The sequence below is a fragment of the Stappia sp. TSB10P1A genome, assembly GCF_900185725.1.
Lineage (GTDB): Bacteria > Pseudomonadota > Alphaproteobacteria > Rhizobiales > Stappiaceae > Stappia.
Genome location: NZ_FYAU01000032.1, coordinates 152134 through 173336 on the forward strand (window position 1 = coordinate 152134; position 21203 = coordinate 173336).

21 protein-coding genes are annotated in these 21203 nt (G+C 64.2%); 18 read left to right on the plus strand and 3 right to left on the minus strand.

The window, feature by feature from the left end:
• The first annotated feature begins 63 nt into the window (after nt 1-63).
• The 5 genes from TSB10P1A_RS17185 (at nt 64) to TSB10P1A_RS17205 (ending at nt 5584) form a co-directional block, all read left to right on the plus strand.
• Nucleotides 64-771 carry a LuxR family transcriptional regulator gene (locus tag TSB10P1A_RS17185; RefSeq protein WP_186389167.1) on the plus strand — a complete coding sequence of 236 codons (708 nt, stop codon included), beginning with the start codon at nt 64-66 and terminating at the stop codon, nt 769-771.
• A 125-nt stretch (nt 772-896) separates the two neighbouring features.
• The gene (locus tag TSB10P1A_RS17190; protein WP_371515140.1) at nt 897-1892 is read left to right on the plus strand and encodes a LysR family transcriptional regulator; all 996 of its coding nucleotides are present in this window, start codon (nt 897-899) and stop codon (nt 1890-1892) included.
• Between the two features lie 128 nt (nt 1893-2020).
• Nucleotides 2021-4006 carry a conjugal transfer protein TraG gene (locus TSB10P1A_RS17195; protein ID WP_186389168.1) on the plus strand — a complete coding sequence of 662 codons (1986 nt, stop codon included), beginning with the start codon at nt 2021-2023 and terminating at the stop codon, nt 4004-4006.
• Between the two features lie 10 nt (nt 4007-4016).
• Complete coding sequence (locus TSB10P1A_RS17200; protein ID WP_186389169.1) at nt 4017-4433, plus strand: CopG family transcriptional regulator; 417 nt, start codon at nt 4017-4019, stop codon at nt 4431-4433.
• A gap of 254 nt (nt 4434-4687) precedes the next feature.
• Nucleotides 4688-5584, plus strand: coding sequence for a hypothetical protein (locus TSB10P1A_RS17205; protein ID WP_244293162.1), 897 nt, complete (start codon nt 4688-4690; stop codon nt 5582-5584).
• On the opposite strand, the gene TSB10P1A_RS17210 is transcribed toward TSB10P1A_RS17205, so the two are convergent.
• Nucleotides 5528-6250 (minus strand): hypothetical protein, encoded by a 723-nt coding sequence (locus tag TSB10P1A_RS17210; protein ID WP_186389170.1) that lies wholly within the window; start codon nt 6248-6250, stop codon nt 5528-5530. The two genes, TSB10P1A_RS17205 and TSB10P1A_RS17210, sit on opposite strands and share 57 nt — an antisense overlap.
• Nucleotides 6251-6552: 302 nt before the next feature.
• On the opposite strand from TSB10P1A_RS17210, the gene trbB reads away from it, so the two are divergent.
• From trbB to TSB10P1A_RS17270, 12 genes are all read left to right on the plus strand, one after another.
• Nucleotides 6553-7539 carry a P-type conjugative transfer ATPase TrbB gene (gene trbB / locus TSB10P1A_RS17215; protein WP_186389171.1) on the plus strand — a complete coding sequence of 329 codons (987 nt, stop codon included), beginning with the start codon at nt 6553-6555 and terminating at the stop codon, nt 7537-7539.
• Nucleotides 7536-7868 (plus strand): TrbC/VirB2 family protein, encoded by a 333-nt coding sequence (locus TSB10P1A_RS17220; protein ID WP_186389172.1) that lies wholly within the window; start codon nt 7536-7538, stop codon nt 7866-7868. The genes trbB and TSB10P1A_RS17220 overlap by 4 nt, the downstream gene beginning before the upstream one ends.
• Complete coding sequence (locus TSB10P1A_RS17225) at nt 7868-8146, plus strand: VirB3 family type IV secretion system protein (protein WP_066183505.1); 279 nt, start codon at nt 7868-7870, stop codon at nt 8144-8146. The genes TSB10P1A_RS17220 and TSB10P1A_RS17225 overlap by 1 nt, the downstream gene beginning before the upstream one ends.
• Before the next feature lie 13 nt (nt 8147-8159).
• Nucleotides 8160-10604: a conjugal transfer protein TrbE gene (trbE, locus tag TSB10P1A_RS17230; RefSeq protein WP_186389173.1), complete on the plus strand. Its 2445-nt coding sequence runs from the start codon at nt 8160-8162 to the stop codon at nt 10602-10604.
• Nucleotides 10601-11371, plus strand: coding sequence for a P-type conjugative transfer protein TrbJ (trbJ, locus tag TSB10P1A_RS17235; RefSeq protein WP_186389174.1), 771 nt, complete (start codon nt 10601-10603; stop codon nt 11369-11371). Before trbE ends, trbJ begins: the two co-directional genes overlap by 4 nt.
• Nucleotides 11372-11381: 10 nt before the next feature.
• The gene (gene trbK-alt, locus TSB10P1A_RS17240) at nt 11382-11669 is read left to right on the plus strand and encodes a putative entry exclusion protein TrbK-alt (RefSeq protein WP_186389175.1); all 288 of its coding nucleotides are present in this window, start codon (nt 11382-11384) and stop codon (nt 11667-11669) included.
• Nucleotides 11670-11671: 2 nt separating this feature from the next.
• Nucleotides 11672-13027 carry a P-type conjugative transfer protein TrbL gene (gene trbL / locus TSB10P1A_RS17245; protein ID WP_186389176.1) on the plus strand — a complete coding sequence of 452 codons (1356 nt, stop codon included), beginning with the start codon at nt 11672-11674 and terminating at the stop codon, nt 13025-13027.
• Nucleotides 13024-13713 carry a conjugal transfer protein TrbF gene (gene trbF, locus TSB10P1A_RS17250; protein ID WP_186389177.1) on the plus strand — a complete coding sequence of 230 codons (690 nt, stop codon included), beginning with the start codon at nt 13024-13026 and terminating at the stop codon, nt 13711-13713. The genes trbL and trbF overlap by 4 nt, the downstream gene beginning before the upstream one ends.
• Nucleotides 13710-14669, plus strand: a complete 960-nt coding sequence (gene trbG, locus TSB10P1A_RS17255) for a P-type conjugative transfer protein TrbG (protein ID WP_186389178.1) — start codon at nt 13710-13712, stop codon at nt 14667-14669. Before trbF ends, trbG begins: the two co-directional genes overlap by 4 nt.
• A complete protein-coding gene (locus TSB10P1A_RS17260; RefSeq protein WP_186389179.1) occupies nt 14666-15814 on the plus strand; it encodes a TrbI/VirB10 family protein in 1149 nt (382 codons plus the stop codon). Before trbG ends, TSB10P1A_RS17260 begins: the two co-directional genes overlap by 4 nt.
• A gap of 2 nt (nt 15815-15816) precedes the next feature.
• Entirely contained in the window at nt 15817-16032 is a 216-nt protein-coding gene (locus TSB10P1A_RS17265; protein ID WP_186389180.1) for a DUF2274 domain-containing protein, read from the plus strand.
• Nucleotides 16033-16337: 305 nt separating this feature from the next.
• Nucleotides 16338-16610, plus strand: a complete 273-nt coding sequence (locus tag TSB10P1A_RS17270; RefSeq protein ID WP_066183631.1) for an AlpA family transcriptional regulator — start codon at nt 16338-16340, stop codon at nt 16608-16610.
• Here the strand turns inward: TSB10P1A_RS17270 and TSB10P1A_RS17275 are convergent.
• Both TSB10P1A_RS17275 and guaA read right to left on the minus strand, forming a co-directional pair.
• The gene (locus TSB10P1A_RS17275; RefSeq protein WP_186389181.1) at nt 16600-17856 is read right to left on the minus strand and encodes a tyrosine-type recombinase/integrase; all 1257 of its coding nucleotides are present in this window, start codon (nt 17854-17856) and stop codon (nt 16600-16602) included. The two genes, TSB10P1A_RS17270 and TSB10P1A_RS17275, sit on opposite strands and share 11 nt — an antisense overlap.
• Before the next feature lie 320 nt (nt 17857-18176).
• Nucleotides 18177-19742, minus strand: a complete 1566-nt coding sequence (gene guaA / locus TSB10P1A_RS17280; protein ID WP_208987129.1) for a glutamine-hydrolyzing GMP synthase — start codon at nt 19740-19742, stop codon at nt 18177-18179.
• Between the two features lie 245 nt (nt 19743-19987).
• Between guaA and TSB10P1A_RS17285 the strand changes: the two genes are divergently transcribed.
• Nucleotides 19988-21196, plus strand: coding sequence for a lipopolysaccharide assembly protein LapB (locus TSB10P1A_RS17285; RefSeq protein ID WP_186389182.1), 1209 nt, complete (start codon nt 19988-19990; stop codon nt 21194-21196).
• Nucleotides 21197-21203 lie beyond the last annotated feature (7 nt).

The following is a 21203-nucleotide window of genomic DNA, read 5'->3' on the forward strand; positions in this document are numbered from 1 at the left end:
GGTTGCTGTAGCCGGGCAATACATGCAGCATCTTCCGACGAGCAGGCCGGGAGGAGATGTGCGATGATTGTGCTGCAAGACGCTGTACGGAGGCTAGAGAACGTCAAGTTTGAGAACCAGATACAATCTGTTCTGATGGAAATATCTACAGAGATCGATGCCGCTAATATTGCTTATATGGCTGACGGCGCATTGGCGCCTGCTGACGATCCGATTCGATACGTTACATATTCAAGGGAATGGGAAGGCCGTTACTTTGATCGTGGCTATCTAGGAATCGACCCGATTGCCGACGGCATCACCAGGAAGCTGCCGTTCGATTGGCAGGCAGTTGCCAGCACGGCCTCGCTGCGCTGGCTATTTGCGGAGGCAGAAAGCTTCGGCGTTGGGCGGCAAGGAGTGTCTGTACCGATGCGGGGAGCCTCCGGGGAGCGAGCGCTTATAACGCTGACATCATTTCATTCCTGCCGGGAGTGGGAACAAAAAAGATGGCGCTACCAGGCGTTTGTTTCCGCGCTTGCTCCCTACCTCCATGAAGTCGCATTCCTGCTTCATGCACGGGAGCCGAGGCAAGTCCGCCTGAGCCATCGACAGCAACAATGCCTTGAGCTTTACGCGCGCGGCTATGCGCCCAAGCAGATCGCGGCCCAGCTGAAAATTAGTAGTTCGATGGCCAGAGAGCACTTGCATTGCGCGCGCCGGAAGCTCGGTTCACTGACGTTATCGTCGGCCGTTTTTAAAGCGTCCAAGCTTGACCTCCTGAACGTCTAGCCTTCCTTCCAAGTACGGGAGACTCAATTGCCCGCGTTTTCAACATTGCAAAACGCAACCTAGATGGATTCCTCATTTTCGAGTGCGATGGCCACGAGTGAAGCGAGCACGGAGGAGCGCATTCCATGGCCGTCGCTAACAAGGCCGGGCAAACGATTAGGTCAACAGAAGCAGAATCGAAACCATTGACCTGCTGTGCGATCCTGCGCAACCGCATCTCTATGGCCTCGTTGATTCAAGTAATTTCCGTTGCGGAGCATCTCAACTTTCACCACGCGGCGAAAGCATTGGGCACTAGCCAGTCAAGTGTCAGCGCTCGCATAAAGGCGCTGGAAGATGAGCTTGGCACTCCGCTCTTCGAGCGCAATACCCGCGGCGTTCGCCTGACGGAAGCTGGACGCTATTTTGTCGAACGCGTGACAGCCGGCGTCGACCACCTTGAGAATGCCGTGAAATCCGCAAGCTTGGCGGCATCGGGAGAATCCGGCCGCCTGCGCGTCGGTGTTCACGGCCTGATAGCAGGCAGCTTTCTCGATCTCCTGCTGACGCGATACCGTGAGCAATATCCGGCCATAGCACTTGATATGGCCGAAGGATCGGCACGCGACGCCATTACGCAACTACGCGCCCGTCAGCTCGACGTGGCGTTCCTTGTTGGCACTTTTGAGCTGCCCGATTGCCATTCCCGGCCGATATGGACTGAGCCGCTCGTCGTCGCGCTCCCGTCAAAGCATAGACTGGCCGGCCGGGCAGGTGTCCAGTGGACTGATCTCGCTGCTGAGACTTTTCTTGTCCGTCATGGTGGGACCGGACCACAAGTTCACGACCATATTATCTTGCGGCTTGCGCGAGGGTGGCCGCCGCCTGCCATCCATCGATTCGCGGTTGAGCGCGGCACACTTCTATCCATGGTAGCGCAGGGCTTCGGAATCACGCTGTTAGGAGCTGCGAGCCAGCTTTCTCCTACGTTTGGTGTCGCGCTTGCTCCGATCATTGATGAACCTGATCCCGTGGTTTTCTCGGCGGTCTGGTCACCGAACAATCGCGGCGCCGCATTACGAAATCTGCTCACACTAGCATCGAAGATGCGGCGAACAGAAACCACGGCGTGCGCAGAATAGATTTGACGCGCCCATCCTATTCGCCGTCGACAGTATCCGGCCGCCCTCCAGCATCGTCTTAACTGTTGCTCCTTCCGAAATCCCGCATTCTCTGATCGGCTCCAACAATTTTGCCGATTGGAGCTCGTATGCGTGGAGGCCGAATTCTCTGGGGCCAGATTGCCGTCGTCCTGACCATCGTGTTCGTGATGATGTGGTTGGCGACGCAATGGACCGCGTGGCGGCTCGGCTTTCAGGCGCAGCTTGGAAGCCCCTGGTTCGAGCTGGCGGGATGGCCGATCTATTACCCACCCGCCTTCTTCTGGTGGTGGTTCTCTTTCGATGCCTATGCCCCCGCGATCTTCACCGAGGGCGGCATCATCGCAGTATCCGGCGGCCTTTTCGCCATGGTTGCCGCGATCACCATGTCCATCATCCGGTCGCGCGAGGCGCGCAATGTCGCGACCTACGGATCGGCACGCTGGGCCGAAGACAAGGAAATCCGCGCCGCCGGCCTGCTCGGTCCCGATGGCGTCGTGCTCGGTCGCTATGATTGCGACTACCTGCGTCATGACGGCCCCGAGCACGTGCTGTGCTTCGCCCCGACCCGATCGGGCAAGGGCGTCGGCCTCGTCGTCCCGACCCTGCTCACCTGGCCGGGAAGCTGCATCGTCCACGACATCAAGGGCGAGAATTGGGGCCTGACCGCTGGCTTTCGAGCCAAGCATGGTCGCGTCCTGTTGTTCGATCCGACCAATGCGAAATCGTCCGCCTACAATCCGCTGCTGGAGGTCCGGCAAGGGGAATGGGAAGTCCGCGACGTCCAGAACATCGCCGACATCCTAGTCGATCCCGAAGGCTCGCTCGACAAGCGCAACTATTGGGAAAAAACCAGCCATTCATTGCTGGTCGGCGCGATCCTGCATGTTCTCTATGCGGAGAAGGACAAGACGCTCGCAGGCGTCGCCAACTTCCTCTCCGATCCGCGCCGCCCGGTCGAAGCCACTTTGCGCGCGATGATGGACACGCCGCATCTCGGCGAAGCCGGAGTTCATCCCGTCATCGCCTCGTCGGCCCGCGAGCTGCTGAACAAGTCCGACAACGAGCGGTCGGGCGTGCTGTCGACCGCCATGTCGTTCCTCGGCCTCTACCGTGATCCGGTGGTGGCGCGTGTGACTGCACGCTGCGACTGGCGCATCGCCGATCTCGTCGGCAGCAGGAAAGCCGTCAGCCTCTACCTTGTCGTGCCGCCTTCCGACATCAACCGCACCAAGCCGCTCATTCGCCTGATCCTCAACCAGATCGGCCGCCGGCTGACCGAGGAGCTGACCAACTCCGGAGAACGCCATCGGCTGCTGCTGATGCTGGACGAATTTCCGGCGCTGGGGCGGCTCGACTTCTTCGAATCTGCGCTCGCCTTCATGGCGGGCTACGGCCTCAAGGGCTTCCTGATCGCCCAGAGTCTCAACCAGATCGAGCGGGCGTATGGGCCGAACAACGCCATCCTCGACAATTGCCATGTCCGCGTCAGCTTCGCCACGAACGACGAGCGCACCGCCAAGCGCGTGTCCGATGCGCTCGGCACCGCGACCGAGCTGCGCGATTCCACCAACTATGCCGGCCATCGGCTGTCGCCCTGGCTCGGGCATCTGATGGTCTCGCGGCAGGAGACGGCGCGGCCGCTGCTGACGCCGGGCGAAATCATGCAGCTCCCGCCCCATGAGGAAATCGTCATGGTGGCGGGCACGCCGCCAATCCGCGCCACCAAGGCGAAGTATTTCGAGGACGCGCGCTTGCAGGAGCGCATCGTCGCGCCGCCCCAGCTGGTGGCCGCACCTGCGAACGCCCCCGCAACCGATGACTGGTCCGGCCGCGTCGTCGCGGCGGCTGGCCAGACTGGCGGAGCCGGCGGAGGCCATGACGGCGGCGATCCCGCCAATGCCGGCATTCGCCGCGAACCCGCACTGCCCGAGCACGAAGAAATCCTGCCCCCGCCGCCGCCGTCCGAGCACGAGTTCGAGCTTCTGGACGACGAACCCGATGTCGAAGCCGCCAAGGCCAACGCCATTCGCGCTCGTATGCGGATGGTCGCGCGGCAAGCCGCGCTCGATCCCGGCGACGGCATCGAGCTTTGAGGAGCGCGCCATGACAACCCGCACCCGCATGAACGTCTATTTCGACCCGGCCTTGCTCAAGCAGGTCGAGGCGCTGGCGCTGCGCCGGAACATCTCCAAATCCGCCATCGTCGAAGCGGCCGTGGCATCGTTCCTGTCCGGCGACACGACGGAGAAGCTGGAGGCGGCTATGTCTCGCCGCCTCGACAAGCTCGGCCGTCAGATCGATACGATCGACGAAGATTTCGCCGTGCTCGGCGAGACCATCTCGCTCTTCATCAACATCTGGCTCTCCTCCACGCCGCCGCTCCCGGAGAACGCGCAAGCCTCCGCGCGTGCGAAGGGAGCGGAACGGTTCGAGCGCTTTATGCAGACGCTCGGCCGTCGTCTCGCGACGGGAGACAGGTTCTTGAAAGAGCTGTCGCGCGATGTAGATCCTTCTGAATAGCCCCCGACAGAGAATGACGAAGATGCTTAGGAATGGCGTCTGGTTTCGACCCCGTGCCGCTACAGAAACGACGGCGACAACCAAGAAGCCGACGCAGTCCACGAAAGGGGACGCAGCTATCTCAGGCCAGATACTCGTAGATCAGCTATCTGAAGCGCTATACTGGATCGGCTGATGGCATACTTGAAGGTCGAGGGGGAATTTTGGGCAAACAGGCAGACGACGCACTACTTCGGCGCATCGCAAACTGGAAGATGGCCTACACCGATGACACCACCGGCGTCCTGGCGGCCATTGAAGCCATGCTGTGGGATCATGCCGCGTTTCGAACGGCAATCACGGTTGTCAATCTCGCCAGTCAACGGCAGCGGGCAGAAGTACCAGACGGTGACAGTCCATCGTTAAATCAGATGTTGTTTGATCTATTGGCAAAGGGTTACTGGTCCAGTCTGCTTCTCGGGGCCAGGAAGCTGCTCGATCCGCACCCACTTGTTGGACCACGCGGGGTTTATTCACTTCGGGCGATCCTGAATGACGTGAAAGCTTGCCGACCTAAACTGACCCGACGAGTATACGTCGAGCACCTTCGGATGTGCCGCTACGATCTCGACGTACTTCGACAGGAGAACTGGGAGGCCCTGAAAGCCGCTGCGGGAAGAGCAATATGGGGCGACCCTGCCCTAACCCTCAGCGAATATAGTCATCGAGACTTCGATTATCTCAGCGGGGTCAGGGAAGCGGATCGGAGCGAGACCGACCTGATAGATCCCGCCGTTCTAGAATTGATCGAAACACGTCTCAAGGAACTTGATCGCATCAGCGACCATGCCTCCACCCACATCGCTCATGCAGGCAACGCTGAGAGTCGCCTGGGGAAGGGTCTCGAGGAATTTGACATACGCGACGCGAGGGAAGTGATCAAAGCTCTAAAGGAGATTGGTGACCTGATCGGGCTCTGGTTTGCCAACGGAGCGGTCTCTACCCTAGCCGTCTACCAGGGTAACCAGTTCGAAGGGCTAGACATGGCTGCGATGTCGGCAGCCGACATGCCCGAGCTTGATGCGAACTGGGAATTAATCGATCAGGATATTGCGTCATGGCGCCTGAAGCCCGAGGATCTCCTCTCGGGGAATGGTTCGGTCAGCGGCTAACTCTGCCCCTCGGGCAGTGGCGCTTTGAAGCCAGCCAACCCACCTACCCAGAAACGCGCGATATTCCTGCATCGTGATCTGCAGAAAATGCAGGCCTACAACCGCCTGCTTTTTTTGCTTCGTGCTGACAAAGCAGAACCTGGTAACCGGCGCGCCTTCCACCGTTTGACCGTTTTTATCGAGGTAAAGCACGCCTCCGTGAGCCAAACCGTTTCGCAGAATGCTGCAGAATGTCTCGGTCGCAAGCGCGTCGGCATCCGCCACCGCGCCATCCGCAGCAAGCTCGTGCTGTACTACAGCTGGTAGGCCCTGCTTGGAGAGGTCTGGCAGTTCCGCGCCCTTGGGCAAATAACTATAGCGCCACGCACCGGCTTTGTAGAACGGAGCATTTGCAACTGGGCTCTGACTTATATGCCCCTTAACTGCCTTCGCCAGCGAAGCGTCAAGGACGCCATCATTGAGGTGGCCAACCGCTCTGCCCATTTGCGGCTTCCAAATCCTCTCAATCGGCAAATTCACCATGGGTGTGGAGATCGCCAGAAGAAATGAGGCATTCAACGGAAGTAACCTTCCATCGGCTTTGTTCGACACTGACGGCCAAAGCTGTTCGAGAAGTATCTGGCACCTGTGCGGAACGTCGATGCTAAAGTTTTGCGGATTGCCCATATTCCCCCAAGCCTCAATTGCATCGCAATTATACCACGATCCCAGGCTTCACCTCATGTTTTTTGGCGGCGCGTTGTCGCCGAAGTGATTGGCTCAGTGAGTGGCCACTTTCCTGGTCAGGCTACCGTAAGCCGTCGTTTGGCTTTCCACCTCATTCGAGACCTTACCCATCCTATTCGCCGCCAATAGCCGCCGACCACCGCACGGGTCTAGATACTTGTTGAACAGGCCTGATTTCGGGCTCTTTTAATCATCCCCGATCGGGGAACTATCTGTTGCGTCCCCACGGATTTGGGGGCGGCATGACCAACAATTCTCACCAGAAACCAGAGGCGATCCAGCGCGGCGCGCGGATGCTGCGAACGGCGCTTGGAGCCGCCATCGCGCGCTTTCTGGAAGACCCTGCCGTCGTCGAAGTGATGCTGAACCCGGACGGGCGCATCTGGATCGATCGCCTTTCCGAAGGTCTTTCCGACACCGGCGAAACCCTCTCGCCGGCCGATGGCGAGCGCATCGTGCGCCTGGTCGCACATCATGTCGGCGCGGAGGTTCATGCCCGCAGCCCCCGCGTCTCGGCCGAGCTGCCGGAAACAGGAGAGCGGTTCGAGGGGCTTCTTCCACCCGTCGTCGCCGCGCCCGCCTTCGCGATCCGCAAGCCCGCCGTCGCCGTCTTCACGCTCGATGATTACGTCGCCGCCGGGATCATGTCGGCCGACCAGGCCCTGACGCTGCGCGCGGCGGTCGCGGCGCGCGCCAACATCCTCGTCGCGGGCGGCACCTCGACCGGCAAGACCACGATGACCAACGCGCTGCTCGCCGAGGTGGCGAAGACCGAGGATCGCGTCGTCATCATTGAGGACACGCGCGAGCTGCAATGCGCCGCGCCGAACCTCGTCTCCATGCGGACCAAGGAGGGCGTCGCCACGCTCTCCGATCTGGTCCGCTCGTCGCTGCGCCTGCGCCCCGACCGTATCCCCATCGGCGAGGTGCGCGGCTCCGAGGCGCTGGACCTTCTCAAAGCATGGGGCACCGGCCATCCCGGCGGCGTCGGCACGATCCACGCCGGCACCGGCATAGGCGCGTTGCGCCGTCTCGAACAGCTCATTCAGGAAGCCGTCGTCACCGTCCCGCGCGCCCTGATCGCCGAGACGATCGACCTCGTGGCCGTCCTCTCCGGCCGCGGCTCCGCGCGCCGTCTTGCCGAACTCGCCCGTGTCGAGGGACTCGGCCCGGACGGGGACTACCGCATCAGCCCCGCAATCCCCGCCAGCACAGGAGATAATTCATGATCCCCACCACCATGCGCGTACGTCGCACGATCGCGACCGCTGCTGCCGCCACCTATGTCAATCTCGTCCTCGTTCCTGCTGCCCACGCCTCCGGCTCCTCGATGCCGTGGGAAGCGCCGCTTCAGAAAATCCTTCAGTCGATTGAAGGCCCCGTGGCCAAGATCGTCGCCGTCATCATCATCATCGCAACGGGCTTGGCGCTCGCCTTCGGCGATACGTCCGGCGGCTTTCGCAAGCTAATCCAGATCGTGTTCGGCCTGTCGATCGCCTTCGCCGCGTCGAGCTTCTTCCTGTCGTTCTTCTCGTTCGGCGGCGGGGCGCTCGTCTGATGGCGGTCGCCTTCGAGCAACTGGACGTGCCGGGATTCACCGTGCCGGTCCACCGCGCGCTGACCGAGCACATCCTGCTCGGCGGTGCGCCGCGCTCCATCGCGATCCTCAACGGGACGCTGGCCGGGGCCGTGGGCCTCGGCCTGCGCCTCTGGCTGGTCGGCCTCGCCATCTGGGCCATCGGCCACTTCGCCGCCGTCTGGGCCGCGAAACGCGATCCGCTCTTCGTGGAGGTCGGCCGCCGGCACTTGCGCATCCCCGCAAACCTGTCGGTCTGAGGGAGCCCACGCCATGATGAACCTCGCCGAATATCGCCGCAGCGCCAACCGCCTCGCCGATTTCCTTCCCTGGGCTGCCCTCGTCGGCCCCGGCATCGTCTTGAACAAGGACGGCTCCTTCCAGCGCACCGCGTCGTTCCGCGGTCCCGATCTCGATAGCGCCGTCGCGGCCGAGCTGGTCGCCGTCGCCGGCCGCATCAACAACGCCTTCCGCCGTCTCGGCTCTGGGTGGAGCATCTTCGTCGAAGCTCAGCGCCACCAGGCCGCGATCTATCCGGCGAACCAATTCCCCGACGCCGCATCAGGCCTCGTCGACGCAGAGCGCAAGGCCGATTTCGAGGAAGAAGGCGTTCACTTCGTCTCCGGCTACTTCCTGACCTTCCTCTATCTGCCGCCGGCCGAGGAAGCCGCCCGCGCCGAGACCTGGCTATACGAAGGCCGCGAGCGCTCCGGCGTCAATCCGCATGAGATCTTGCGCGCCTTCACCGATCGCACCGAGCGCGTGCTGGCCCTGCTTGATGGCTTCATGCCCGAATGCGACTGGCTCGATGACAGCGAGACGCTGACCTATCTGCATTCGACCGTTTCGACCAATCGGCATCGCGTCCGCGTCCCTGAGACGCCGATCTGTCTCGATGCGCTGCTCGCCGATCAGCCACTCACCGGCGGGCTGGAGCCGCGCCTTGGCGATCAGCATCTGCGTGTCCTCACAATCATAGGCTTTCCGACCGCGACGACGCCGGGGCTGCTCGATGATCTCAACCGGCTGGCCTTTCCGTATCGCTGGAGCACGCGGGCGATCCTGCTCGACAAGACCGACGCGACCAAGCTGCTGACCAAGATCAGGCGGCAATGGTTCGCCAAGCGGAAGTCCATCGCCGCGATCCTCAAGGAAGTGATGACCAACGAGGCATCCGCCCTTGTGGACACTGATGCGGCGAACAAGGCCGCCGACGCCGACATGGCCTTGCAGGAGCTCGGCCAGGATGTCGCCGGCATGGCCTATGTCACCGCAACCATCACGGTGTGGGATGCCGATCCTCGCCTTGCCGACGAGAAACTGCGCCTCGTCGAGAAGGTCATCCAGGGCCGCGACTTCACGGCCATTATCGAAACTGTCAATGCCGTCGATGCCTGGCTCGGCTCGCTCCCCGGACATGCCTACGCCAATGTCCGCCAGCCGGCGGTCTCGACGCTCAATCTCGCCCACATGATCCCCCTCTCTGCCGTGTGGGCGGGGCCGGAACGGGACGAGCATTTCGGTGCGCCCCCCTTGCTGTATGGCAAGACCGAAGGCTCGACCCCGTTCCGGTTAAGTCTCCATGTCGGCGACGTGGGCCACACCCTGGTCGTCGGCCCGACTGGCGCGGGCAAATCCGTGCTGCTTGCGTTGATGGCGCTCCAGTTCCGGCGCTACGAGCGGTCCCAGGTGTTCGCCTTCGACTTCGGCGGCTCGATCCGCGCCGCCGCGCTCGCCATGGGCGGGGACTGGCACGATCTCGGCGGTGGGCTGACCGAAGGGGACGAGTTCTCCGTCTCGCTTCAACCGCTGGCGCGCATCCACGACACCTATGAACGCGCCTGGGCGGCCGACTGGATCGTCATGATCCTCATGCGTGAGGGTATCCCCATCACGCCTGAGGTGAAGGAGCATATCTGGACCGCGCTGACCTCGCTCGCCTCCGCGTCGGTCGAGGAACGCACCATCACCGGTCTTGCGGTCCTGCTCCAGTCCAATGACATCAAGCAGGCGCTCCGTCCCTATTGTGTCGGCGGCGCTTACGGTCGCTTGCTCGACGCCGAGACCGAACATCTCGGCTCGGCCGACGTGCAGGCGTTCGAGATCGAGGGGCTGATCGGCACCGGCGCAGCGCCGGCCGTGCTTTCCTATCTCTTCCACCGCATCGGCGACAGGCTCGACGGGCGGCCGACGCTGCTCATCATCGACGAGGGCTGGCTGGCCCTGGATGACGAAGCCTTCGCCGGCCAGCTCCGCGAATGGCTGAAGACGCTCAGAAAAAAGAATGCGTCCGTCATCTTCGCCACGCAGTCGCTCAGCGACATCGACAATTCGAGCATCGCGCCGGCCATCATCGAGAGCTGCCCGACGCGGCTGCTTCTGCCGAACGAACGCGCGATCGAGCCGCAGATCACAGCGATCTATCGGCGCTTCGGCCTCAACGACCGGCAGATCGAAATCCTCGCGCGGGCCACGCCCAAGCGGGACTATTACTGCCAGTCGCGGCGCGGCAACCGCCTGTTCGAATTGGGCTTGTGTGAGGTTGGCCTCGCGCTCTGCGCCGCATCCTCCAAATCCGATCAGACACTCATCGCGAACCTCGTCGCCGAGCACGGCCGCGAAGGCTTCCTCGCGGCATGGCTGCGCGCCCGCGACGCCGGTTGGGCGGCCGATCTCATCCCGAACTTCCCCCAAGCCGAAAAGGAGACCATGCCATGAAGACCCGTACTTTCCGCTCGCGCGCCGTGGCGCTCGCCGCAACCGTGCTCGCTGCGGCGCCGGTGGCCTTCTCGCCGATGATGGCGACGCCGGCCCATGCTTGGCGCATCGTCTATGACCCGACGAACTACGCGCAGAACGTCCTCACTGCGGCGCGCACGATGGAGCAGATCACCCATCAGATCACCTCGCTTCAGAACGAAGCGCAGATGCTCATCAATCAGGCGAAGAACCTCGCCAGCCTGCCGTTCTCTGCCCTCCAGACCTTGCAGCAGAACGTCCAGAAGACCCAGCAGCTTCTCGGCCAGGCGCAGAACATCGCCTTCGACGTCCAGAAGATCGATCAGGCGTTCCAAAGCCAGTACGGCAACGTCTCGATGTCGGCCACCGACCAGCAGCTCGTCGCCAATGCGCGCTCGCGCTGGCAGAACACGGTTGGCGGCTTGCAGGACGCCATGCGCGTGCAGGCCGGTGTTGTCGGCAATATCGACAGCAACCGCGCGCAGATGTCGGCGCTGATCGACCAGAGCCAGGGCGCGACCGGCGCTTTGCAAGCGGCGCAGGCGGGCAACCAGCTTCTCGCGCTCCAGTCGCAGCAGCTCTCCGATCTCGTCGCGCTGCTCGCCTCCAACGGCCGCGCGAGCGCACTCACCGAGGCCGAGCGTGCCGCCGCCGCCGAACAGGGCCGCGAACAGCGCCGCCGCTTCCTGACGCCCGGCTCGGGCTACCAGCCAGGCAGCGCGCGGATGTTCAACAACGGCAACTGAGGTCGTGACCATGGACGGCAAGATGCTGGCACGCCTCGGCGCTATCGTCTTCGTCGCCGTTGCCTTCACGGCGACGGTGATCGAGCTGACCCGCAAGGAGGACGCGTCGGCATCTTCGCCGGTGCGCCTTCACCAACCCGCATCCGACCCGCTGCGTGAAGGCCAGCGCCGTTGCCAGCAGCTCGGCCAGAAAGCTGCCGAGGATGGCGAGTGTATGCGGGTCTGGGCGGAAACGCGCGACCGCTTTCTCGGCCGCACGCCCGCGCCGTTCTCGCCCCTCCGAACCGAGGGGAATTGATCATGGGCGGCGCTGGCGTCATCGACAATTTCCTTGGGGTCTTCACCCGCTATATCGACTCCGGCTTCGGCCTGTTGTCGGGCGAAGTCGCCTTCATCGCCACCACGCTCATTGTCATCGACGTGACGCTGGCCGCATTGTTCTGGTCTTGGGCCGCCGATGACGACATCATCGCGCGCCTCGTCAAGAAGACGCTGTTTGTCGGGGCCTTTGCCTATCTCATCGGCAACTGGAACAACCTGGCGAAGATCGTCTTCGACAGCTTCGCCGGGCTGGGATTGAAGGCGAGCGGGACCGGGTTTTCGGCCGCCGACCTGATGCGTCCCGGCAAGGTCGCACAGACCGGCCTCGATGCCGCCCGGCCGCTGCTCGAATCCATCTCCGACCTGATGGGTTGGGTCGCCTTCTTCGAGAACTTCATCCAGATCGCGTGCCTGCTCTTCGCCTGGGCGCTGGTGATCCTCGCCTTCTTCATCCTGGCGATCCAGCTCTTCGTCACTCTGATCGAGTTCAAGCTTGCGACGCTCGCCGGCTTTGTCCTCATCCCCTTCGGGCTTTGGGGCAAAAGCGCCTTCATGGCTGAGAAGGTGTTGGGTAATGTGGTGTCGTCCGGCATCAAGGTTCTGGTGCTGGCCGTCATCATTGGCATCGGCTCGACGCTGTTCTCACAGTTCACGCAAGGGTTCGGCGGCCAGACACCGAGCATCGACGACGCCATGGCCGTCGTGCTCGCCGCTCTCTCGCTTCTCGGCCTCGGCATCTTCGGCCCCGGCATCGCCAACGGCCTCGTCTCCGGCGGCCCGCAGCTCGGCGCGGGCGCCGCCGTTGGAACTGGCCTTGCCGCAGGCGGCATGGTGCTGGCCGGCGCTGGTGCTGCCGGCCTTGCCGCCAAGGGCGGTGCAGCCACGCTTTCCACCGGCGCTGCCGCCGTGCGTGGTGGCGCGACCGCAGCCGGCGCGGCATCCGCCGCCTTCAGCCTCAGTTCGCTCGGCCAGTCCGGGGCGGCAGGCGCCGCATCCGGCATGGGCGGCATCGGTCGCGCTGCTGGCAGCGCCGCCATATCGCCGCTTCGCCGTGCGGCCGCCAGCGTCCAGTCCAGCTTTTCCGATGGCGTGAAGAGCGGCCTCGGCGTCACGGGCGGCTCTTCGACCATGGGGACAGTCGGCGGTTCCGCCGATGCCGCAGCCGACGCCGCTTCCGCCACCCACACCGCCAAGGGCCAGCCCGATTGGGCGAAGCGAATGCAGCGCTCGCAGCGCCTCTCGCACGGCGTCCAGACCACGACCCACGCCGTCCGCTCCGGCGACAGCCACGGCTCCGGCTCTTCCGTCAACCTCTCTGAAAGTGACCGCTCATGAACCTGTTTCGACGCCCCGCCACGCATTACGGCAAAACACCGCAACCCGAGACGCCCTATCAGAAGGCCGCGCAGGTCTGGGACGAGCGCATTGGCTCCGCCCGCGTACAGGCCAAGAACTGGCGATACATGGCCTTCGGCTCGCTGGTTCTCTCTGGCGGCTTTGCCGCCGCACTTGTCTGGCAGTCGGTGCAGGGAACTGTCGTTCCCTGGGTGGTGCAGGTTGACAAGCTCGGCCAGGCCCAGACCGTCGCGCCGGCGACCGCAGATTATCGGCCGACCGATCCGCAGATCGCGTGGCATCTCGCCCGCTTCATTGAGCAGGTCAGGAGTATTCCCGCCGATCCGATCATCGTGCGCCAGAACTGGCTTCGCGCCTATGAGTGGACGACCGATCGCGGTGCGGGAGCGCTCAACGACTACGCCCGCACCAACGACCCATTCACCAAGATCGGCAAGCAGCAGATCGCGGTGGACGTTTCCAGCGTCATCCGCGCTTCGCCGGACAGTTTCCGTGTCGCCTGGACGGAACGGCACTTCGAGAACGGCCAGCTCTCCGGCACGGAGCGCTGGACCGCGATCCTCACTATCGGCCTCCAGCCACCCCGAGACGCCGAAAGGCTGAAAGCCAATCCGCTCGGCATCTATGTCAACGCCATCAACTGGTCGCGGGAGATGGGCCAATGAACCGGGCAATCCGCAAACCCGCAATCGCGGCTGCGATGCTCTCGGCAACCATGCTCGCCGGCTGCGCCTCCACCAAGCCGCCGCAGATCAGCTACGACAACAGCGTGCCGCCGCTGCCGGCCATTCCCGCCGCCGTAACGGACGAGCGTTTGAAACCGCTGCACGTTCCGCCGGCCTGGACCGTGGCGCGTGGTGGCCAGACCGCCAGCACCGCGACCGGCCGCGTCGAGAACGCCAATGCCGCCGCCCGCGTCCAGCCGCGTCGCGAAGGCTACTTTAACGCCATACAGGTTTATCCGTGGAGCGAAGGCGCGCTCTATCAGGTCTATGCCGCTCCCGGTCAGATCACCAATATCGCGCTCGAACCGGGCGAGAGCCTGACCGGCGCAGGCCCGATCGCTGCCGGCGACACCGCCCGCTGGATCATCGGCGACACCGAGTCCGGCTCCGGCGTCGCCCGCCGCGTCCACGTGCTGGTGAAGCCGACGCGCGCCGACATCACCACCAATCTGGTTATCACCACCGACCGGCGCACCTACATGGTCGAGCTGCGCTCCGGCGAGAAGCCCTATATGCCCGCCGTGGCCTGGGCCTATCCGCAGCCGGCAGGCGGCGGGCGTCAGGCCGTCCCGGCAACGCCATTCATCCCGGCCGTTGCTGCCCGCAACTACCGCTATGGCCTGACCGGCTCCAGCAATCCGCCCTGGAAGCCCGTCGCCGTCTATGACGACGGCCGCCGTGTCTATGTCGAGTTTCCGCGCGGGATCGTGCAGGGTGAAATGCCGCCGATCTTCGTCATTGGCCCCGAAGGCGAGGCACAGATCGCCAACAGCCGCATCTACCAACACATCCTGATCGTCGACCGTCTGTTCGGCGCGGCCGAGCTGCGTCTTGGCGGTGGCAAGAACCAGCAGACCGTCAGGATCGTCCGCACGGATGGGAGGCCGCAGTCATGAGCGATCCCGACAACACCAACACCGCTCCGATGCGCCTGCGTGCCGAAGCGCCCCGAGTCACGCGCCTGTCACGCAAGATGTTAGCCAGCTTCGCGGCCGTCGCCATGGTCGGGATCGGCGGCGCGCTGATCTATGCGCTCCAGACGCGCACGGGCGGCGATGACGGTCAGGAGCTATATTCTACGTCCAACCGCCAGCCCGCCGATGGTCTTGCCGGACTGCCGCGCGACTATACAGGTCCCATTCTTGGACCAGCGTTGCCGGGCGATCTGGGAGGCCCCATCCTGTCCGCGCAGAATGCCGGCCAGCCCGTCGTGCCGCCTGTCGTTCCGACGCCGGGCGTCGATGAGGCCGAGCAACGCCGCCGCGCCGAGGAAGAAGCCGCGCGCCTCAGCGCCGTGTTCTTCCAGTCACGGCAGGGGTCGACTGCGGCCGCGACGCCGGGGGCCATGCCCGGGCTCGCCGGATTCGATCCCGGCAGCGCCGCGGCAGGGCAACCGACCGCCCAGGACCGGCAGCTTGCCTTTCTCAACGCCGCAGCCGACCGGCGCACCGTGACGCCCGATCGCGTCTCGCCGCCGGCATCGCCCTTCGTGCTTCAGGCGGGAGCGGTCATCTCAGCCGCGCTCATCACCGGCATCCGCTCCGATCTTCCCGGACAGATCACGGCGCAGGTCACGGAAAACATCTATGACAGCCCGACGGGCAGCATCCTGCTCGTGCCGCAAGGCACTAGGCTGATCGGTCAGCATGACAACGCGGTGCAGTTCGGTCAGCGCCGCGTGCTGCTCGTCTGGAACCGCCTCATCATGCCTAACGGGCGCTCGATCGTTCTCGAGCGCCAGCCAGGCGCCGATACCCAGGGCTATGCCGGCCTGGAGGATGGTGTCGATTATCACTGGTGGGATCTCGCTAAGGCCGCCGCGCTCTCGACCCTGCTCGGCGTCGGCGCGGAACTCGCGACCGACGACAATGACCGGCCGATCCGCGCCATCCGCGACGGCGCGCAGGACACGATAAACCAGGCCGGTCAGCAGATAGTCCAGCGCCAATTGCAGGTCGCGCCGACGCTGACCATCCGGCCCGGCTTTCCGGTCCGAGTCATCGTCACCAAGGATTTGGTGCTCGAACCCTACAGGAACTGACTATGGCCAAGCTGAAACTCGGCCCGATCGCCGACGACAAACCTGTGAAGGTCGCCTTGGAGCTGCCCGCCGCGCTCCATCGCGATCTTACAGAATACGGCCGCCTGCTAGCCGAGGGCGGCGAACCCATCGAGCCCGCCAAGCTGATCGTGCCAATGCTCGAACGCTTCATCTCGACCGATCGCGGCTTCGCTAAGGCCCGGCGCAACACCGGCTGAGCCCATGCCCGCGGGTCGTACCGGCGATGCCGTTATGCTCCCGCCGCGCCCATTCCGTTCTCACCAGCATAATCACCGTACGATATGCGGTGATTAGCGCCCCTATAACCGCACACGTCATGCGAGCCCGGTTGGTTGGGGTGCCGTGCGCAAGCGAACGCGAATGCGGCACGCTACCGGCGGCCGATCCTTCGCCATGGTTCGCCAGACGCCGAGAATGCAGCCAAGTCGCTACCCCGGCCACATTAAAGGAGGTTTGGCATGAACACATGGAACGACAGGATCGCAAACGGTGGGGCTGGGCGATGAGCCAGACACCGGCCCCTCTCAACAAACGCACCATCCGCAGGCACCAGCTTCGACAGATCGTTCCCCTGGCCGACACGACCATCTACGACATGGAGCAGCGCGGCGAGTTTCCGCAGCGCTTCTATCTGACATCTCGAACCGTCGTATGGGACCTCGGCGAAGTGGAGGCTTGGCTTGAAGAACGCCGTCGAGCCTCCAAGGCGAAGACCGCCAAGCGTGCCCCCGCACCCGACGTCACGCTCAGGAAGACCCGTCCGGTCAAAGGTTAGGCTCCGGGGCCAGAAGGTCCATGGAGGCCGGATAGAGCGTTGGGGTGTATTTCTGACCGCCGACCCATGCGTCGATCAGATTGCCCCATTCCTGCATCATGTGGCGGCGCTGGTGCTCATACTCGGCCTTGTTATAGACGCCGCGCGAAGAACGCCCGTCCTCGTGCGCCAGGCACTTCTCGATCCAGTCGCTGTTGAAGCCCAGTTCATTGAGCAGCGTCGAGCCCGTGCGGCGAAGATCATGCACGGTGAACGGCTCCAGCGGCAGACCCGCCTTCTTGGCTTGCGCGACGACCGCCGCGGTGACGCGGTTGAAGGTCGCGCGCGACATCGGCGCATCCGCATCGTAGCGCGAGGGCAGCAGGTAGCGCGAATTGCCCGCACAGGTCTTGAGCGCGACGAGGATGTCCAGCGACTGTTCGCACAGATAGACGTTGTGCGGCTTGGAACGCTTCATCCGCTCCTTCGGGATCGACCACACCGCATTCTCGAAGTCGACTTCATCCCACACCGCGTCCTGCAACTCGCTCTTGCGAACCATTGTAAGCAGGATCAGCTTCAAGCCGAGCCGGATGGTCGGCAGCGTAGCCACATGCTCTAGCTGGCCGAGCATCACCCGAATTTCAGCGGGCGAAAGCGAGCGGTCCTTGGGAACGAAGGTCGCGATCGACGCCGGCCCGACCTCTTCGGCGGGGTTCGCCACCTTCTCCCCGTGCAGCTTCGCGAAGGCAAAGACCAGCTTCACAATGTCCCGGACATGGACCGCCGTGGCCGGCGCTCCCCGCTTCTTCACTTTGTCGCACATCGCCCGAAGATCTTCGGGCGTGATTTCCGTCAGCAACCGATTGCGGAACGTCGGCAGTATATCGCGCTCGTAGATCGAGCGGCGCATCGCGCGAGTGCTTTCGGCCATCCGGTGCTCTTGCAGCCAGCGTTCGCCAAACTCCCCAAAGCTCTTTGCTTCCTTGATGCGGCGCTTCTCGCGCTGCTTCTCTTGGGCAGGCGACCGCCCCTCCTGAATCGAGCGCTGTGCGTCGATTAGCTGTTCCCGAGCACGGGCGAGAGAAAGGCCCGCTGGCCCGTATCGGCCGAGGGTCAAGGTCTCGCGTCGACCGTGCATACGGTAGTCGTAGCGGAACACGACGGTGCCCGACGGGTTCACGACGACATACATACCGTCACGGTCAGTGACCTTGTATAATTTGTCCTTTGGCTTCAGTGCTTTGATTGCCGCGTCGGTAAGCATCGGACCCTCCTAGATCGTTCAAAAAACGCCAGAGAGCCCCCTGAAAATACCGTCAGGCCAAAATCGACCAATCCCGTCGGCGAATTTACCTTTATTCTCAATGGAATAAGGGTCAAAAAAATACCGTCACAAGCTCTCTAAGCCATGACGGTATATGCAATTCCACGATGTCACAAGACGCCCCATACCGTCAGCTCCGCCGTCGATCGCGAGGCTGGCTCGGCGATTGACGGCGAAAGGTGGCGGAAGGAAAACTGTTTATTTTCAGTGCGTTATAGAGGGAGATAGGCGGCTATCGGCGGCGTCTGGGTAGGCGCGAATTATTCCCACTCGATGGTGCCCGGCGGCTTCGAGGTGATGTCGTAGGTGACCCGGTTGATGCCCTCGACCTCGTTGATGATCCGCGTCGCGGTTTCGCCGAGGAACTCGTGGCTGAACGGGTAGTAATCCGCCGTCATGCCGTCGACCGAGGTCACCGCGCGCAGGGCGCAGGCATAGTCGTAGGTCCGCCCGTCGCCCATCACACCGACGGTGCGCACCGGCAGGATCGCCACGAAGGCCTGCCAGATCTCGTCATAGAGCCCATGGCGGCGGATCTGGTCGATATAGACCGCATCCGCCTTGCGCAGGATGTCGAGCTTGGCCCGCGTGATCTCGCCGGGACAGCGGATCGCAAGGCCGGGGCCGGGGAATGGATGGCGGCCGATAAAGCTGTCCGGCAGGCCGAGCTCGCGCCCGAGCGCCCTCACCTCGTCCTTGAACAGTTCGCGCAAGGGCTCGACCAGCTTCAGGCCCATCTTCTCCGGCAGGCCGCCGACATTGTGGTGGCTCTTGATCGTCACCGACGGGCCGCCCGAGAAGGACACGCTTTCGATCACGTCCGGATAGAGCGTTCCCTGCGCTAGGAACTCGGCACCCTCGATGCTGTTCGCATGCTTCTGGAACACGTCGATGAACAGCTTGCCGATGGTCTTGCGCTTCACTTCCGGGTCGCTGACGCCCTCCAGCGCCGACAGGAACAGCTCCTGCTCGTCGGCATGGATCAGGCGGATATTGTAGTGGTCGCGGAACATCGCCACGACCTCCTCCGCCTCGCCGAGACGCAGCAGGCCGTGATCGACGAAGACGCAGGTAAGCTGGTCGCCGATCGCCTCGTGGATCAGCACCGCCGCAACCGAACTGTCGACGCCGCCGGACAGGCCGCAGATCACCTTCTTGTCGCCCACCTGCTCACGGATCTTGCGGATCGCCTCCTCGCGATAAGCGCCCATCGTCCAGTCGCCGGTGAAACCGGCCTGCCTGACGAAGTTCTCGTAGAGCCGCCGGCCGTTCGGCGTGTGGTGCACCTCCGGGTGGAACTGCACCGCATAGAAGCGGCGGGCCGGATCGGCGGTGATGGCGAAGGGCGCGTTGGGCGAGGTGCCGAACACTTCGAAGCCCGGAGCAAGCCGGCTGACATGGTCGCCATGGCTCATCCAGACCTGCTCGCGCCCCTCCTCGAACCAGCCGTCGAGGAACGGCAGCCGCTGCTCGGTCGGTGTCACATAGGCGCGGCCGAACTCCGCCGTGCCGCCGCCGCCGGAGATCTTGCCGCCCTCCACCTGGCCGCCGAGATCCTGCATCATCACCTGCTGTCCGTAGCAGATGCCGAGGATCGGCACGCCGAGCTGATAGACGGAGGCCGGCGGGCGCGGCGATCCCTCGCGGACCACCGAGTCCGGGCCGCCGGAGAAGATCACCGCCTTTGGCCGGAACTCGGCCAGGAAGGCGTCGGTGACGTTCTGGAAGGGATGGATCTCGCAATAGACGTTCAGCTCGCGCAGCCGCCGCGCGATGAGCTGGGTTACCTGCGAGCCGAAATCGATGATGAGGAGCTGGTCGGTCATGGGCAGCTAATAGCCAAAGCGCCGCAGGTTTTGAACAGGAATCTTGTCCTCCCGGCCCTGCGCCTGCCGCAATGCCGCAATCTCGCCGGACGGCTGCGGATAACTGCGGGAACGGGCGTGGGAACTTTGACCATGCGGGCGAAGCACCCTACGCTCCCGCAATGACCTGCCCTCCGGAGGCGCGGCCGAATCGCCGCGACCCGAGCCGGGGAAGCACAAGCGCGGCTCAGGAGCCCACCCGATCCATGGCCTCATTCCTCTCGCCGCCCGAAGCCTCCGACGCCCTCATCGCGGCCGCCGCGCGCGAGGCCGCCGGCGACTTCGACGGCGCCCTCGACATCTACCGGGCGCTGATGACCCGCGACCCGGACGATTTCGAGGCCCGCTACCGCGCCGGCACCGCGATGATGCGCAAGGGCGACCTCGACGAGGCGGTGACGCTGCTGCGCCAGGTGGTGTTCTCCCGGCCCGAGCACGGCCCCGCCCGCGCCAATCTCGGCAATGCCCTGCTGCTGCTCGGCCGCGACGAGCAGGCCCGCGAGGCGTTTCTCGCCGTGCTCGACTTCGACCGCGACAACCGCAACGCCCTCTATGGCCTGTCCACCATCCTGATCCGCTCCGGCCGCCACGCCGAGGCCGCGCCCCATGCCCGCCGCCTGCTCAAGGCGATGCCGGAAAGCGCCGCCGCCCTCACGCTCGACGCCGATGCCCAGGCGCCGCTCGGCAATGTCGCCGCGGCCATCGCCCAGTACCGCCAGGCCCTGCGCCTCGACGAGACCTATGTGCCGGCGCTCAAGGGACTTGCCCGGACCCTGTTCCGCCAGGCCCGCGTTGAGGAGGCACTCGACGCCGCAACCCAGGCGGTGGTGCGCGGGGCGGCGGATGCCGAGATCATGGCGCTGCTCGGCTCGATCCATCTTGCCGGCGAGCGCTGGAGCGAGGCGATCGAGGCCTTTGCCGGCGCGCAGGAGCTCGAACCCGACAATCCCGACCACCCGATCCAGCTCAGCCATGCCTGCCGCAAGGCAGGCGACCTGGCCGGCGCCCTGTCCAATGCCCGCGCTGCATGGGAGCTGGATGGCGACAACCGTGCCGCCGGCAACGCGCTCGGTACCGCGCTCGCGGCCGCCGGCGCCGGGCTGCAGGCGCGCAGCGTGCTGATGGCTGCGGGCCAGCGCGACCGGGTGCCGGAAGGGGTCTGGCGCGATCTCGACGTGCTGGTGCCGCAACTCGAGCGACAGGCGCTGGAGCGGGCGCAGGAGGCCGCCGAGCGTGCCGAGCGCCTGCTGTCCGAACGACAGCAGGACGACGCAGCGGCCGCAGTCGCGCCGACGGGACCCGCAGCCGAGGACATTGCCCCGCAGGGCGCGCAAGAGGCTGCGCAGACGGACACCGACCCACCGGGCGAGACGCGACGGGACCAGGAGAACCTGCCGCTCTTTCCCGGCATCTGACGAGGGC

Excerpts from the sequence above, each read along its gene's own strand:
- TSB10P1A_RS17185 (WP_186389167.1), top strand. The coding sequence starts at position 64 with ATGATTGTGCTGCAAGACGCTGTACGGAGGCTAGAGAACGTCAAGTTT.
- TSB10P1A_RS17190 (WP_371515140.1), top strand. The coding sequence starts at position 897 with ATGGCCGTCGCTAACAAGGCCGGGCAAACGATTAGGTCAACAGAAGCA.
- TSB10P1A_RS17195 (WP_186389168.1), top strand. The coding sequence starts at position 2,021 with ATGCGTGGAGGCCGAATTCTCTGGGGCCAGATTGCCGTCGTCCTGACC.
- TSB10P1A_RS17200 (WP_186389169.1), top strand. The coding sequence starts at position 4,017 with ATGACAACCCGCACCCGCATGAACGTCTATTTCGACCCGGCCTTGCTC.
- TSB10P1A_RS17205 (WP_244293162.1), top strand. The coding sequence starts at position 4,688 with ATGGCCTACACCGATGACACCACCGGCGTCCTGGCGGCCATTGAAGCC.
- TSB10P1A_RS17210 (WP_186389170.1), bottom strand. The coding sequence starts at position 6,250 with ATGGGCAATCCGCAAAACTTTAGCATCGACGTTCCGCACAGGTGCCAG.
- trbB (WP_186389171.1), top strand. The coding sequence starts at position 6,553 with ATGACCAACAATTCTCACCAGAAACCAGAGGCGATCCAGCGCGGCGCG.
- TSB10P1A_RS17220 (WP_186389172.1), top strand. The coding sequence starts at position 7,536 with ATGATCCCCACCACCATGCGCGTACGTCGCACGATCGCGACCGCTGCT.
- TSB10P1A_RS17225 (WP_066183505.1), top strand. The coding sequence starts at position 7,868 with ATGGCGGTCGCCTTCGAGCAACTGGACGTGCCGGGATTCACCGTGCCG.
- trbE (WP_186389173.1), top strand. The coding sequence starts at position 8,160 with ATGATGAACCTCGCCGAATATCGCCGCAGCGCCAACCGCCTCGCCGAT.
- trbJ (WP_186389174.1), top strand. The coding sequence starts at position 10,601 with ATGAAGACCCGTACTTTCCGCTCGCGCGCCGTGGCGCTCGCCGCAACC.
- trbK-alt (WP_186389175.1), top strand. The coding sequence starts at position 11,382 with ATGGACGGCAAGATGCTGGCACGCCTCGGCGCTATCGTCTTCGTCGCC.
- trbL (WP_186389176.1), top strand. The coding sequence starts at position 11,672 with ATGGGCGGCGCTGGCGTCATCGACAATTTCCTTGGGGTCTTCACCCGC.
- trbF (WP_186389177.1), top strand. The coding sequence starts at position 13,024 with ATGAACCTGTTTCGACGCCCCGCCACGCATTACGGCAAAACACCGCAA.
- trbG (WP_186389178.1), top strand. The coding sequence starts at position 13,710 with ATGAACCGGGCAATCCGCAAACCCGCAATCGCGGCTGCGATGCTCTCG.
- TSB10P1A_RS17260 (WP_186389179.1), top strand. The coding sequence starts at position 14,666 with ATGAGCGATCCCGACAACACCAACACCGCTCCGATGCGCCTGCGTGCC.
- TSB10P1A_RS17265 (WP_186389180.1), top strand. The coding sequence starts at position 15,817 with ATGGCCAAGCTGAAACTCGGCCCGATCGCCGACGACAAACCTGTGAAG.
- TSB10P1A_RS17270 (WP_066183631.1), top strand. The coding sequence starts at position 16,338 with ATGAGCCAGACACCGGCCCCTCTCAACAAACGCACCATCCGCAGGCAC.
- TSB10P1A_RS17275 (WP_186389181.1), bottom strand. The coding sequence starts at position 17,856 with ATGCTTACCGACGCGGCAATCAAAGCACTGAAGCCAAAGGACAAATTA.
- guaA (WP_208987129.1), bottom strand. The coding sequence starts at position 19,742 with ATGACCGACCAGCTCCTCATCATCGATTTCGGCTCGCAGGTAACCCAG.
- TSB10P1A_RS17285 (WP_186389182.1), top strand. The coding sequence starts at position 19,988 with ATGGCCTCATTCCTCTCGCCGCCCGAAGCCTCCGACGCCCTCATCGCG.